Source organism: Pseudoduganella namucuonensis (assembly GCF_900116645.1).
GTDB classification, from domain to species: Bacteria; Pseudomonadota; Gammaproteobacteria; order Burkholderiales; family Burkholderiaceae_D; genus Rugamonas; species Rugamonas namucuonensis.
The window spans coordinates 12,918-26,311 of record NZ_FPBO01000005.1; the positions used below are offsets into that span (position 1 = coordinate 12,918).

Annotated in this window: 9 protein-coding genes and 2 pseudogenes; 5 read left to right on the forward strand and 6 right to left on the reverse strand. The window is 67.6% G+C overall.

Features of this window, described 5'->3' with window-relative positions; translation table 11 throughout:
- Positions 1-158: 158 nt before the first annotated feature.
- The 5 genes and pseudogenes from BM436_RS38670 to BM436_RS36025 form a co-directional block, all read left to right on the forward strand.
- A pseudogene (locus tag BM436_RS38670) lies at positions 159-581 on the forward strand (serine hydrolase domain-containing protein); the annotation flags it as partial.
- A gap of 26 nt (positions 582-607) precedes the next feature.
- Positions 608-937: pseudogene (locus BM436_RS38675) on the forward strand (serine hydrolase); the annotation flags it as partial.
- A gap of 97 nt (positions 938-1,034) precedes the next feature.
- Positions 1,035-1,397: an alpha/beta fold hydrolase gene (locus tag BM436_RS07010; RefSeq protein ID WP_229489618.1), complete on the forward strand. Its 363-nt coding sequence runs from the start codon at positions 1,035-1,037 to the stop codon at positions 1,395-1,397.
- Positions 1,398-1,448: 51 nt separating this feature from the next.
- Entirely contained in the window at positions 1,449-1,664 is a 216-nt protein-coding gene (locus tag BM436_RS07015) for a hypothetical protein (protein WP_093554798.1), read from the forward strand.
- A 109-nt stretch (positions 1,665-1,773) separates the two neighbouring features.
- Complete coding sequence (locus BM436_RS36025) at positions 1,774-2,052, forward strand: hypothetical protein (RefSeq protein ID WP_143133002.1); 279 nt, start codon at positions 1,774-1,776, stop codon at positions 2,050-2,052.
- A gap of 81 nt (positions 2,053-2,133) precedes the next feature.
- On the opposite strand, the gene BM436_RS07020 is transcribed toward BM436_RS36025, so the two are convergent.
- The 6 genes from BM436_RS07020 to BM436_RS07045 all read right to left on the reverse strand — a co-directional run bounded on the left by BM436_RS07020 (position 2,134) and on the right by BM436_RS07045 (position 13,377).
- A complete protein-coding gene (locus BM436_RS07020; RefSeq protein WP_093554799.1) occupies positions 2,134-2,799 on the reverse strand; it encodes an NF038129 family PEP-CTERM protein in 666 nt (221 codons plus the stop codon).
- A gap of 12 nt (positions 2,800-2,811) precedes the next feature.
- The gene (locus BM436_RS07025) at positions 2,812-7,800 is read right to left on the reverse strand and encodes an OmpL47-type beta-barrel domain-containing protein (protein ID WP_093554800.1); all 4,989 of its coding nucleotides are present in this window, start codon (positions 7,798-7,800) and stop codon (positions 2,812-2,814) included.
- Between the two features lie 377 nt (positions 7,801-8,177).
- Positions 8,178-8,993 carry a hypothetical protein gene (locus BM436_RS07030; protein ID WP_143133003.1) on the reverse strand — a complete coding sequence of 272 codons (816 nt, stop codon included), beginning with the start codon at positions 8,991-8,993 and terminating at the stop codon, positions 8,178-8,180.
- A gap of 11 nt (positions 8,994-9,004) precedes the next feature.
- Positions 9,005-10,216 (reverse strand): glycoside hydrolase family 88 protein, encoded by a 1,212-nt coding sequence (locus BM436_RS07035; protein WP_093554802.1) that lies wholly within the window; start codon positions 10,214-10,216, stop codon positions 9,005-9,007.
- A gap of 22 nt (positions 10,217-10,238) precedes the next feature.
- Positions 10,239-11,510 carry an oligosaccharide MFS transporter gene (locus BM436_RS07040; protein ID WP_093554803.1) on the reverse strand — a complete coding sequence of 424 codons (1,272 nt, stop codon included), beginning with the start codon at positions 11,508-11,510 and terminating at the stop codon, positions 10,239-10,241.
- A gap of 178 nt (positions 11,511-11,688) precedes the next feature.
- Entirely contained in the window at positions 11,689-13,377 is a 1,689-nt protein-coding gene (locus BM436_RS07045) for a glycoside hydrolase family 43 protein (RefSeq protein ID WP_093554804.1), read from the reverse strand.
- Between the last annotated feature and the right edge of the window lie 17 nt (positions 13,378-13,394).

Sequence of the window (13,394 nt, forward strand, 5' to 3'; positions counted from 1 at the left end):
CCCGCTCTACCCAGAGCGTTCGCACTCCATGGTCACGGCCCGGAGTGCTTTTTTACTTCCGGTTGGAATAAATGAACAGACGCGATTTTCTCAACCTGAGCGCTGCCGGCCTGGCGAGCGGCTTGTCGGACCGGACGCACGGCCCTTCCTTCGAGGCAATGCCTGATTTCTCCCACCTGGACGCGCGCCTGCGGGAGCGCGTGGAGCTGGGCTATTGCGACGGCATGGGGCTGATGCTGGGGCGCGGGGAGCACCCGCTGCACCAGGCCTGGTTCGGCGACGCCGGCCCGGACGTGGTGCGGCACGTGGCCTCCATGGGAAAGTGGACCGCCGCCGCCATTGCCGCGCTGGTCGATGAAGGCAAATTACGCTGGGATGATCCGGTCCGCAAGTTCCTGCCGCGGTTCGCGGAAGGGAAGGGCGACGCGACGCTGCGCCAGCTGCTGTCGCACTCCGCCGGCTACCCGGACTACCAGCCCGAAGGCCGGCGCCGCGACGACTATCAGACGCTGGAGGAGGCTGTCGGCCATATCGTGGACCTGCCGGCCGCCGGTGCGCCGGGGGCGGCGTTCCAGTATGGCGGCCTGGCCATGCAGTGGCCGGCCGCATGGCGGAGGTGGCGGCGGGCCTGCCCTTCGACGCCATCTTCCAGTCGCGCATCGCCGGGCCGCTGGGCATGGCGCGAAGCGGCTACTCCCCGGTATCGCCGGAACCGGGCTTCAGCCCCATGCTGGGCGGCGGTTTGTTCACCAGCGCCCGCGATTACGCGCGCTTCCTGATGATGATTTCGCGGAATGGCGTGTTCCGGGGCCGGCGCGTGCTCAGCCAGGGGACCGTGGCCGAAATGCAGGCGGACCAGGTGCGCGGCGCGCGGGTCCGGCGCGGCGTTGATCTCGTCGCCCGGCTGGGCGGGCGCTTACGGCTGGGTCGACAGGGTGGCCGATGTCTGGGGCGTGGTGATCGCCAAGGCCAATGTCGGCACGGCGGCGGCGGATGGCTACAGCACCTTTCTGGGATCGACGATTTACGCGCCCATGGCGGAGGCGACGGACCGTTCCACCTTGCGCGCGGCCGTTCAGCTTCCGGGAGCCAGGTTGTATTTCGAGGAGAGCGGAGCGGGCGAGCCTATCGTCTTCCTGCTTGGGCACAGCTTGGACCGGCGCCAATGGCGGCCGCAGGTGAAGGATTTCGAACGCCGCCACCGGGTCATCCGTTACGACCTGCGCGGCTATGGCCGCTCCAGCCTGCCGCGGGAAGGGGAGCACTTCCTCCATGCGGGGGACCTGCGCCAATTCATGGACGCGCTGGGGATACGGCGCGCGCATCTGGTCGGCTTGTCGCTGGGCGGGGCTGTCGTAAAACGCTACCGGTCCGACACCATGCTTTCGGACCGGTAGCGGGGGGCAATCTCAGGCGGTGCAGCCGAGGGCCATGCCCGCGCCGTCTCGATGCTCCGTCGCGGCCCGCCGCGCGCGGCGCGGCTCCGCCAGCGCCATGGCGGCCAGGGCTCGCCCAGCGCCGCGGTGATCCGCGGCCACGATGAAAAGCGCAAGGTGAGGAACGTGCGCATCGAAAACGTGACCGTGGGCGGCAAGCGCGTCACCGGCCCGGAACAAAACCTGCTGGAGACCGGCCCCTTCGTCGAAGGCGCGACCTACAAATAAGCCGGGCGGGACTGCGCCAAGCGGCGCCGTCCCGGCTGGATATGTGAGCAATACCATTTTGTCACGGGTAAGCGAACCTGGTGCAACCAGGGAGGAGAGAAGGAAAGCAATGAAGAAAAAATTCACCCATGACGGCCGCGGCCGCGCGTTCGCCAGGCCGCAGGCGGCGCTCGCCATATTGGCCGGCGCCGGCCTGCTCAACGCCGGCGCCGCGCTGGCGCGGGAGCCGGCCAAGGCCGGGGCCATCTTGAGACGGCCCGGCCGGCTCGCGTGGACCGGCAGCCGCCGCGAACGCTGCCGGTGCGCCAGTCCGGCGAGGCCTGGCCTCGGACGTTCACGGCGGCGTTCGAGGCCCGGTTGGCGCACGGCGGCGCGGGTGCGGGGATGATCGTCGATAACATCCGTGGATGGAAAATCGCCCCGCGTATCCTTGCCGGATAGGCGGGGCGGGGCCGGTGGGCGTCGGGGCTTACGCCCGGGCCGCGAGTCCGATGGCCATGCCCGCGCCGGCGCGTTGGCGCGGCGCGCCGCCGCCGCGCCGCGCCGCCAGGGCCATGGCGGCCAGGCCGATGGCCATCAGCATCCAGTCGGCCGGCTCGGGCACGGCGGTCACGCCCGGATCCGACAGGTTGACGCCGCGGGCCGCGTCGCCGGCGACCGCGTGCGTCCAGACGAAGGTGGCCAGCGCGCCGGTCGCCGGATCGAACGCCCCCAGCGGCGCGAAGGCCTCGTCGTAGGCCGACAGCGTGAACATCGACTCGTAGGTGGTCAGCGGATCGAAGGCGCCGTCGAAGGTGAGGTCGAAGGACAGCAGGCCGCCGAAGATGGCGGTGTGCGACAGGTAGTTGGACGTGTCGTTGCGGAACTTGAAGCCGCCGCCCTGCGGCGTCACGCCGTAGTTCAGGTCGAGGGCGCCGAAGCCCACCATGTTGCTGACCACCGCGGTCGCCAGCGGCACGTTGCCGCTGGCGCTGAGCTGCATGTCCAGGTAGCCGCTGGCGGCGCCGAAGGACGAGGTGTCGATGGCGACGTGGACCACGCCGGCCGAGGCGAAGCCGCCGGCGGCCGCCAGCGTCAGCGCCAGCGCCGCGCGCCGCAGCAGGGAGGCGATCTTGTGTTTGACAGCGTTGTGCATGGTGAATCCTCCTTAAGGTTGGCCGCGGAACAGCTGCGCCGAGTAGGTGACGAGGGCGCGGTTGGGGTTCGAGAACGTGAGGTTCACGGTCACCGTTCCACCGGGCGCGAGCGGGTTGGCCAGGGCGACGTACGGCGCGCCGGCGGCGTCCACGCCCGTGGCGTTGTCGAGCACCAGGCCGTTGCTCAAGCCGTTCAGCCTGAGCGTCAGCGGACCGGTCAACGTCGAGCCCGTCGTGTTGGTGAGCGTCATCGCGCCGACATACTTGCCGGTGGCGCGGTTCAGGGTCGCGCCCTGTTGCGTCATCTTCACGCTGGCGCTCAGGTCGATCGGGCCGATGTTCACGGTCAGCGAGCGGGCTTGCTCGGTGTTGCCGGCCTGGTCCACGCTCCAGTAGCTCACGGTGTGGGTGCCCTTGGCGCTCAGCGCGACCGTGTTGCCGGTCTGCTGCGCGCCGCCGTCCACCGTGTAGTGGGTGGACGCGGCCGGCGAGCCGGCGTCCGCCGCCACGGCCAGTGCCAGCGACACGTTGCCCGAGTACCAGCCGTTCGCCGGCGCGGCGGGGCTGGCGGTGGCGACGGTGACCGGCGCGCTGCGGTCGATGGTCACCGTGGCCGTGCGTGCCGGTTCGACGTTGCCCGCCTTGTCCACGCTCCAGTAGCTCAGCGTGTGGGTGCCCTCGGTGGTCAGCACCGCCGCGGCGCCGGTCTGCTGCGCGCCGCCGTTCACCTTGTAATAGGTGGCGGCCACGCCCGAACCGGTGTCGGTCGCGCTGAAGGCGACGGTGGTGTCCGCTTTCACCGGCGCGGCCGGCGCGTTGCTGGTGGTGGTCGGCGCCGTGGTGTCCGCGCCCTGCACCGTGCCGTGGAAGCGCACTTCGGCCAGGTTGCCGAACCAGTTGTTGCCGTTGACGACGCGGATGTAGCGGTAAGGGACGCCGCCGCTGACGGGCAGGGTCTGCCAGTCAGCCGTCGTGATCGCCGCCGCGGTCAGGGTGGTCCAGTTGGTGTTGTCGTTCGAACCCTGCACCACCGTGCCCTTGGCCCTGGCCGTCTGGTCTTGCCGCGCCGCCAGTTCCACGCCGGTCAGCGTGGCCTGGTTGCCGGCCTTGAAGTCGAACGTGATGTAGCTGCCGGTGCCGGCGTTGTTGCTGCCGGTGCGGTAGTCGGAGAACGTGCCCAGGTTGGAGTCGAACAGCGAGTTCGTGATCGACAGCGTGCTGGCCGCCGTGCGGTTCACGGTGGAGTCGATCAGGGTGGCGACGCTGGTCACGTTCTTGATCACGTCCGCCTCGTCCACCAGGGTCAGCAGGGTGCCGTCGGTGGTGGCCGTGTTCGGGTAGCCCGCCTTGCCGGCCGCCGTCTTGTAGTTGATGGCGAAGGTCACCGCGCCGGCCGCCACGCCCTGCGGCAAGGTGGCGGTGGCCGTGAAGTTGATGTTGTCGGTGGTGGCCACGGTGGCCGGCACGCCCTGGATGGTGGCGCTGACGGTGTTGATGGCTTCCTTGGCCGTGAACGCCACCTTCACCGTGTTGCCCGGCACGATGCGGTTGCGCAGCGCCTGCGTGGAGCTGAGCGACGCGGTCGAGATCATGTTGACCGATTCGACCGCGCCATACATCCTCAGCTCGGCCATGTTGCCGTACCAGGCGTTGCCGTTGACCACGCGGATATAGCGGTAGGGCGTGAGGCTGTTGATCTTCAGCGTCTGCCAGTCCGACGAGCCGTTGGACGCCGGGGAGATCGTGTCCCAGGTCGCGTTGTCGTTCGAGCCCTGCACCACGGTGCCGTTGATGCGGCTGGCGTACTGGTCCTGCCGGCCGATCACCTCGACGCGGTTCAGCGTGGCCAGCCCGCCGCCCTTGAAGTCGAACTCGATCCAGCCGCCGTTGCCCGAACCGTTGACGCGGAAATCGGTGAAGGTGCCGAGGTTGCTGTCGAGCAGCACGTTGGCCTGGCCCAGCACGTCGGTCTGGTTCCTGCCGCTGGAGTCGCTCAAGGTCGTCAGGCCGATCGGGTTGATCAGGCCGGTCTGGTCGGAAATGAACAGCGATGAACTGTCGGTGGTGAACAGGGTCGGTTCCGCGTCCACGCCCGCCGCCGTCTTGTAATTGATCACGAACTTGACGGTGCCCGCCGCCGCGCTGGCGTTGGCGACCCAGGTCGCGGTCCAGTTCAGGTTGTCGGAGGTGGTGACGGTGGCCGGCTGGCCCTGCACCATCACGTTGACGTTGTTGATCGCTTCCTTCGATTGGAACGTCACTTTCACCGTGTTGCCCGGAACGATGCGCTTTTTCAGGCTCTGGTCGGAGCTGATGGACACGGCCGAGATCTTGTTGACGGTTTCATAGCGCTGGCCGAAGATGCGGAACTCGCCCACTTCCAGGATCGCGTAGGTCGGCGCCACCATTTGCAGCTTGAAGAAGCGGTAGCGCTGGTTCTTCTGGTCTTCCTGCACCGGCAGCGTCTGCATGTCGTCCGAGACGACGGTCAGGCCTGGCGTCAGGCGGGTCCAGTTCTCGTTGTCGTTGGAGCCGAACATCGCCACGCCGCCGATCCGCTCGGGGAAGCTGGCGCGCACCTGCATCTGGAAGGTCGACGCCGACGCCTTGAAATCCGGGCCGAAGTCCATGATATGCGCCAGATTGGGCGCGTAGGTGCCGGGCGCAGTGGACCAGGTGGTTGCCGCGTTGTCCAGCAACAGCGGCACTGCGGTGCCGAAGGTGGACGTGGTGAACATGTTCCTGTAATTCATGCTGCCATCGGCCAGCAGCGGCGTCAGTTCCTGCAAGCCAGTCACGGCGGTGGTCAATGCCGTCAGTTTTTGCTGGAACACCGCGTCGGTGGCGCTGCCTGCCGCATTGACGGCGTCCGCGTACGCCGCGTTGTATGTGTCCAGCGTCGCCGCCACGTACAGCGAATTGGGCTTGTAGGCGGCGATGATGGTGCCGATGGCGGTCTGGCGGTCGCCGGTCACCACGATCTTCACGACCTTGCTGGTGACGGTGGTGCCATCCGTCGTGGTGACCACGAAGGAATAGGTGCCCGACTGGGTCGGCAGCCACGAGAACGCGCCGGTGGCGGTGTCGAAGGTGGCGCCGGCCGGCAGGTTGTCGACCTGGTAGGTCAGCACGTCGGCGCCGGCGTCGGTGGCCGCGAAGCTGTGGTTGACGGCGGAGCTGGAGGTGGCATAGGTGACCAGGCTCAGGTCGGCGTCGCCCTCGGTGAACACGGGCGCGGTGAAGGTGCTGCCCGACACGTTGATGTGATCGAAATCGACCTGGGTGCCGGCGCCCTTGACGGTGAGGAACAGCACGTCGTACAGGCCGTGGTAGTTGTCGAGCGTGTAATTCACGTAGCGCCACTGGCCCTTGGTGTCCGGCAGCGCGACGGCTTCGTCGAACGCTTCCAGCGAGGCGATGCCGTTGGTGCGGATTTTGAAGGCGAAGGTTTTCGTCGAGTTGCCGTAGCCCACCACGGCCAGCTTGGCACCGGCCGCCGTGGTGTTGATGCGCAGGAAGGACGCGGTCTCGTCCCGCATGGCGGTGACGTCGCCGTCGAGCACCGTGTAGCGGTCTTCCACTTCGCGGTAAGGGTCGGTGATCGGCTTCATCAGCAGTTGCGCGCCTTCAGCCTCGGCTGCCGCTGGCATGAACAGCCAGTAGTCGCCGCCGCCGTCCACGCCGTCCCAGTTGTAGCTGGTGCGCATTGAGAACATATGGCTGAGGAAAGGCGCGCGCTGGGCGATATCGACGCCCTTCACGTACTTGTAGTAGTAGTACGGCTCCCACAGGCTGGAGAACATGCGTCCCCGGTAGCCGCTGGCGATTTCGCGGTACACCACGGTCGGCACGCCGTTGGCGTCGGTGTGCGAGGCGGTGGGGACCCATGGCGGTTCATCGCCCACCATGTAGCGTGCGAAGTAGTCGGACGCGTCCAGGATGCGGTCGTTCAGGAATTCGTAGGGGCCGACCGCGTTGGGCGCGGTGGAGGCGGTGCCCTCGACCGGGTCGACCTTGGTGCCCTGGGCGTTCAGCAGGCGCGCCAGGATGCCGGCGTTGGTGATGTCGCCGCCGCCGTGGGCCTGGTCGCGGCCCATTTCAACGTGCTGCACCACCGGCGTCACGGCCTCGCCGGTCACGTCGTTCTTCTCGACCAGGCGGAACAGCGCCTTGATGGCGCCGTTCTGGCCCTGGTCCTCGGCCGTCTTGTTGACCGTGAACCATTCCACGCCCTCGTTGTAGCGCGCCCGGTTGCCGGTGAAGATATAGCCCGACATCGCGCCCAGCAGCGGATACAGGTGCTGGTTCATGAAGCGGTAGTTGGTGTGCTGGAAGGTCTCGATGACCGGATTGACCAGGTTGGTGGAGAACTTGGCGGTGTCGTCGTCGGTCCACGCCAGCGCCGCCGTCTGGCAGCTGGTGTAGCGCATGATCTCGGCGGCGGCCACCATGCGGGACAGCGGGATGCCGGTGTGGATGTGCGAGTCGACGAAATACACGTACTGCGCCGGGTCCATCTGCGCCCAGATGCGGATGATGCGCATGGCGTTGGCGCGGTAGGTCTCGTCGCCGGTGATGTAGTAGAGCAGGGCCTGGGTGTAGGCCTTCTGGCCGTCCGCGATGAATTTGGAATTGAATCCCTGGCTGCTGAAGGCCAGGCTGCCCGGCTTGGTGGGGTCCGAGCCCTGGTTGCTGGAATTGATGGTCTTCGACGCGTTGCCCGACAGCAGCATGGCGTTGAAGTGCGTGTTCCACGGTTCCTTTTGCGCCAGCACCTGGGCCCGCACGTTTTCCAGCATTTCCTTGGTCAGGCCGACGCCGGGGTGCTTGAAGCCGCTCGCGTCGATGGTCTCGTAAATGGTCGGCTGATACGCGGTGGCCAGCGTCTCGATGGTGTCGGCGGCCGTCGCGGCGTGCGGCAGCAGCGTTCCGATGATGCCGATCGAAAACAGCATGGCCGCGATGCGCGTGGGCTTGATGCGAAATCCAATTCTTTTCATGTGTTCCCCAGTCTCTTTTTTTAGGTTGTTGTGAACTTGTCGAGGGCGCTTGTGTTATCGATAACAAGTATCGGCAAAAAAAAACACGTTTTTCACACAAGGCGCCCGGCCCGGCTCGATCGGCATTCGCGGTACCCGGGGTACCTGCCGCATCGTCTCATCGGATTGACACCGATTCTAACCAAATGTTGCACATGTGACTTATGCCTTTTTTAGAGGCAAGTATCAATTGGGTGTAGGTTATCGATAACCGTGTGTCGAATTGATAAGCGTTTTCGGCGCCGGCGAGCGCGGGAGGGGGCGGCGGGGGGAAGGACGGGAGGCGAATGGGAGGCGGACGGGAGGCGCCGGGCCAGGGGCCCGGCGGTGGCGGCTCGTCAGACGACGAGTATGCCCTGGAGGGAGGAGAAGCGGTCTTCGGCCGACCAACTGCCCTGCAGCCGTCCGTCCGCGCCGAATTCCAGCAGTTGGCGGCCCTTGCCGCCGTTGTCCGGGCCGTGGCCCTGCCAGTTCGCCACCAGCAGGCGGCCGTCGTGCAGCTGTTCGAAGCTGGCGTAGAAGAAGGGCGCCACCGCGCCCGGCACCTCGCCCTCGGCGCCGAAGCGGCGCACGAGCTGGCCGCCGGCGTCGAACACCGCCGTGAAGGCGCCGTAGCCGGCCGACACCAGCGTGCCGCCGTCGGCGCGGCGCTCAGCCTTCCAGGCGTGCTCGAAGCCCGGCGCGGCGAAGCGGCGCACGTCGGCCAGGTCCGGCGTGGCTTCGAGGATGTGGTCGTTCATGCACAGCAGGTAGGTGCCCTGGGGCGTGGTGCGCATCAGCCGCACGTAGTCGCCGTCGCGCCGCGCGGCGTGGACCAGGTTCAGCTTGCGGTCCAGCGTCAGCACGTTGATGCCGCCCGTGCCGTCCAGGTTGTAGCCGGTGACCAGGGTGGCGCCGTCCGGCTGGCGGCATACCGCCGTCACGTCCGTCCAGCGCGCGCAGACGTTGCCGATCGCGCCGGTGGCGACCTCCAGTTCGAAGAAGCCGCGGTCGTAGCCGACCAGCACGCGGCCGGCGTCCAGGCGCTGCATGTCGCGCGCCAGCGGGTAGTCGGCCAGGTCCACGGTCCACAGCACGCCTTCCTTGCCGGTGTCGACCAGGGATAGTTGCTGGCGGCCCTCGTCGATCGCCAGGAAACGGTGTTCTATTTTCATTTTCATCATTTTCACCAGTACGGTTCCCAGGTGCGCGTCAGGCGCACCAGTGCTTCCAGATAAAAGTAGTCGCCCCAGATGCAGCTCTCGTCCACGCCGATGCCGTGGGGTTTGTGATAGACGGCGTGCTTCAGCAGGCCGCCGCCCGGCTGGGTGTCGTGGTTGGCGTAGCCCTCGGACAGCTCCAGCACCGTGCCCAGCGCCGCGCGCTCGTACTCGGCGCGCAGCGGGTCCGCCAGCGGCAGGCTTTTCGCCAGTTCCAGCAGGCCGCAGGCGGCGATGGCCGCCGCCGAGCTGTCGCGCTCCTCGGCGCCGGAGGTGAACACCAGGTCCCAGTGGCAGACGCCGTCCTCGGGCAGCCGGTTCAGGTAATAGTTCGCCAGCACTTTCGATAGCGCTATCAGGCGGGTGTCGCCGTTGTGGCGGTAGACCAGCGGGAAGCCCGAGATGCCCCAGGCTTGGCCGCGGGCCCAGCACGAGTCGTCCGCGTGGCCCTGGTGCGTCTTGCCTTGCAGGGGGCGGCCGCTGGCCGGGTCGAAGAAGAAGGTGTGGAAGGTGGAGCCGTCCGGGCGCACGATGTGGCGGGCCGCCGCCTCGATGTGCGTGTCGGCGGCGTCGCGGAAGGCCGCTTCGCCGCTGTGTTCGCTGGCCCAGTACAACAGCGGCAGGTTCAGGTTGCAGTCGATGATCATGCGGCCGCTCTGCGCCGGATCGCTCAGGTCGCCCCAGGCCTGGATGATGCCCGCGCGCGGCTGGTAGCGCTCCAGCAGCAGGCGCGCCGCGCCCATGGCCGCCTCGGCGGCCAGCGGGTCGCCGGTCAGCTTGTGGCCTGCCACGCAGGACAGGCTGTAGAGGAAACCCAGGTCGTGGTGGTTGGTGTTCTGGCGCGCCAGCTGGCGCGTGTGGAAGCTGCGCACGTGGATGTCGGCCGCGTCGCGGTAGCGCGGCGCGCCGGTCAGCTCGTAGGCCAGCCACAGCATGCCGGTCCAGAAGCCATTGGTCCACTCGACGTTGCCCATGGCGGGGTAGACCGACGCGACGCTCGACGGCGCCGGGAAACCGGCGCCGAAATGCGCCAGGTTGCGGTCGATGGCGGCCAGCGCGTGGGCGATGGCGCCCTCGAGCGCGGCGTGGTCGACCTGTGCGGCGCGGCCGGCCCAGCGCCGGCGCGCCGGCGAGTCGGCCAAGGGCTCGATTGCCGCGTGGTTGAGTGGGGCGGACATGCAAAACTCCTTGTAAAACGGTTTAATTGGTGGTGCCGGCGGCCTTGGCCAGGGGCGGATTCCCGGGCGCCTGGGAGCCGCCACGGGTGATTTCCGGCGGCGTCGGCGACAGCAGCCAGGCCGACAGCACCATGAAGACCGAGCCCAGCGCGGCCAGCGCCAGGTAGGTCGACGGGAAGCCGATCAGGTCGTAGCTCTTGCCGGCGATGGGCGACAGGATGGCCAGGCCCAGCGAATGGCCGAAGCTCACGCCGACCATGTACACGGTCGACGCCAGGCGGTTGTCGAAATGGCAGGCGATGTAGCGGAACACGGAGACCGCGAGGATGGGCAGTTCGACCGAGTGCAAGATCTTCATGGCCGAGATGGACACGGGGCCGACCGCCAGGCCGGAGCCGGCGATCCGTATCATCATGATGGTGCCGGCCAGCAGCAGGCCGTTCTTGGCGCCGATGCGCTTGACCAGGATGGGCGACAGGAACAGGCCGCCCGCCTCGATGAAGATCTGCAGCGAGTTCAGATAGCCGAACATCGCCGCGCCGGTCTGCGGATCGGGGAACATGGACGTGAAGTAGCTGGGGAATTGCTGGTCGAGCAACAGGTACAGGTTGGTGACGCCCAGGATGAACACCATGAAGCGCCAGAACTCCCGGTCGCGCAGCAGCGCGAGCGCCTCGCCCAGCGTGACCTTGTGCTGCTTTTCCAGGGAGGCGCCGGGGTCGGCCGCGCCGGTGCGCCAGAACATCAGCAGGGCCAGCATCAGCAGGCCGGCGCTGGAGGCCAGCGTGAAATTGATTTCCGGGGCGATGTTGTACAGGCGGCCGCTGAACAGCGCGGCGCTGGCGAAGCCGAGCGAGCCGAACATGCGCACCCGGCTGTATTCGAAGCCGTGGCGGCGGCCGATGCGGTCCACATAGGATTCGACGGCGTAGCTGCCGGCGATGAAGGTCACGCCCAGGTACAGGCCGCCGACGGCGGCGCCGACGATGATGTTGGCTTTCAGCAACGGGGCGTAGACGAACACGAAGAACAGGCCGCTCAGGGCGCACAGGGCGCCGACCACCCACAGCAGGTGTTTGCGCTCGCCGATGCGGTCCGAGACGAAGCCGTACACCGGCTGCGAGCACATGGCGGCGATGAAGTTGGCGGAGAAGACGATGCCGGTTTCAGCCCCGGTCAGCTTGAGCGTGGTGCGCAGCCACAAGGCCAGCAGCGACACGCTCATCGCCTGGGCGAAGAAATAAATGAAGACGAAGGTGCACAGGAACCGGTAATGTGATTGCTTGGCGGTCATGGCGTGGCCCGGGGAAAAGTCATTGCGTGGTCTCCAATATTTCTACAAGCGAATATGTTATCGATAACTTATCGCACTGCGGCATGTCTGTCAAGAATAAAAAAAAATCGTGGAGAGACGGAGCCGCCTCTCCACGACGAAAGACCGCACGGGACTAATCGCGCGGCCGGAGGGTGAACTAGGGCGCGGTCATGCGGAAATAATCGACGTCGAGGTGGGAGGCCGGGTTGCCCGCGCGGTCGCCCACGCTGAACAAGCCGACCTGCGCGCCCACCCAGCCGCCTTTGCCGATCTGGTACGCCGGCGCCACCGGCGTGAAGACGGCGTTGTCCGTGCTGTAGGAGAACGTGGCCATGCCGCCGTCGGCGATGCCCACCCGCAGGTACAGCGCGGAGGGCGCGGACGCCAGCACCACGCGGGTCTCTTCCGTGCAGGGCGGGCCGAATTGCCGGAACGGCCCGCACTGGGTGTAGACCAGCTGCGTGGCGGTGGCGGTCTTGCGCAAGCCTATCCAGGCGTACTGGATGGCGTTGACGATCAGGCCCGCGCGGTCGCCCTCGGCGGCGTTGGCCAGCTCGATGCGCGTGTCGGCCATGAAAACGGGCGCCGGCAGCTTCTGCGACAGGATCGCCGGCGAGTTGCGCACGAAGTCCTTGGCCTCGGGCACGGCCTGCGTGTGCAGGCGCAGCATGCCGGGGCGCGCGGCCAGCGAGTACCAATCCGGCTTGCTGTTGGCGTTCCACTGCCATTGCAGGCCGAGCCTGGGCTGGTCGAACTCGTCGCCGGCGGGCTGCGTCTTGACGGGGAAGCCGGCCACCGGTTTCTTGTGGGTCGACACCGGCTGGCCGGCGCCGGGCAGGCGGCTGTCCTCGCCGATCACGGGCCAGCCGTCGCGCCAGCGCATGGGCTGCAGGTGCACGATGCGGCCGTAGGTCTTCTTGTCCTGGAAATGCAGGAACCAGTCGCCGCCGTCCTGGGCGCGCACCCAGGCGCCCTGGTGCGGGCCGTTGACGGCGGTGTCGCCCTGGACCAGCACCGTGCGCGACTCGTAGGGGCCGTCGATGGAGCGGGAGCGGAACACCATCTGGTATCCCTGCTCGACGCCGCCGGCCGGGGCGAACACATAGTAGTAGCCGTCGGCCTTGTAGAGTTTGGGGCCCTCCAGCGTGTGCACGCCCGGCAGCTTGTGGCCGTCGATGACGAAGGGGCCGCGCTCGTCGAGCATGCGGGTGGCGTCGGGCGACATGGCGCGCAGCGTCAGCATGTTGTTGATGCCGGCGCGGCTGCCCGCCCAGCCATGCATCAGGTAGGCCTTGCCGTCGTCGTCCCACAGCGGGGCCGGGTCGATGATGCCCTTGCCGGCCAGGAGCAGGCGCGGCGCGCTCCACGGGCCGGCGAAGCGTTCGGCCGTCATGACGAAGACGCCCAGGTCCGGGTCCGGGTAGAAGATCCAGAACTTGCCGTCGTGGTGGCGCAGGCAGGGCGCCCACACGCCCTTGGCGAACTGCGGAACCGCGTAGCGCTCGGCGGGCACCAGCGCGGGCAGCGCGTGGCCCACCAGTTCCCAGTTCACCAGGTCCTTCGACTCCAGCAGCGGCAGGCCGGGGGTCTGGTTGAAGCTGGAGGAGGTCATGTAATAGGTGTCGCCCACGCGTATCGCGTCCGGGTCGGCGTAGTCCGCGTGCAGGATGGGATTGCGGTAGCGGCCGTCGCCCAGGTCCGCCACCCAGGGGCCGGCGGCGGGCGCCGCCGTTGCCGAAGCCGGGGCGCGGTCCAGGCTCTGGCACGCGGCCAGCGCGAGCGGCAGCAGGAGGCCCAGCGCGGTCTTCGCGCCCGGGCGTGTCGGCCGTTGATTCAAGGTTGCCATTGCGTGTCTGTCCTTGT

Excerpts from the sequence above, each read along its gene's own strand:
- BM436_RS07035 (WP_093554802.1), bottom strand. The coding sequence starts at position 10,216 with ATGTCCGCCCCACTCAACCACGCGGCAATCGAGCCCTTGGCCGACTCG.
- BM436_RS07040 (WP_093554803.1), bottom strand. The coding sequence starts at position 11,510 with ATGACCGCCAAGCAATCACATTACCGGTTCCTGTGCACCTTCGTCTTC.
- BM436_RS07010 (WP_229489618.1), top strand. The coding sequence starts at position 1,035 with ATGGCGGAGGCGACGGACCGTTCCACCTTGCGCGCGGCCGTTCAGCTT.
- BM436_RS07025 (WP_093554800.1), bottom strand. The coding sequence starts at position 7,800 with ATGAAAAGAATTGGATTTCGCATCAAGCCCACGCGCATCGCGGCCATG.
- BM436_RS07015 (WP_093554798.1), top strand. The coding sequence starts at position 1,449 with ATGCTCCGTCGCGGCCCGCCGCGCGCGGCGCGGCTCCGCCAGCGCCAT.
- BM436_RS36025 (WP_143133002.1), top strand. The coding sequence starts at position 1,774 with ATGAAGAAAAAATTCACCCATGACGGCCGCGGCCGCGCGTTCGCCAGG.
- BM436_RS07020 (WP_093554799.1), bottom strand. The coding sequence starts at position 2,799 with ATGCACAACGCTGTCAAACACAAGATCGCCTCCCTGCTGCGGCGCGCG.
- BM436_RS07045 (WP_093554804.1), bottom strand. The coding sequence starts at position 13,377 with ATGGCAACCTTGAATCAACGGCCGACACGCCCGGGCGCGAAGACCGCG.
- BM436_RS07030 (WP_143133003.1), bottom strand. The coding sequence starts at position 8,993 with ATGAAAATAGAACACCGTTTCCTGGCGATCGACGAGGGCCGCCAGCAA.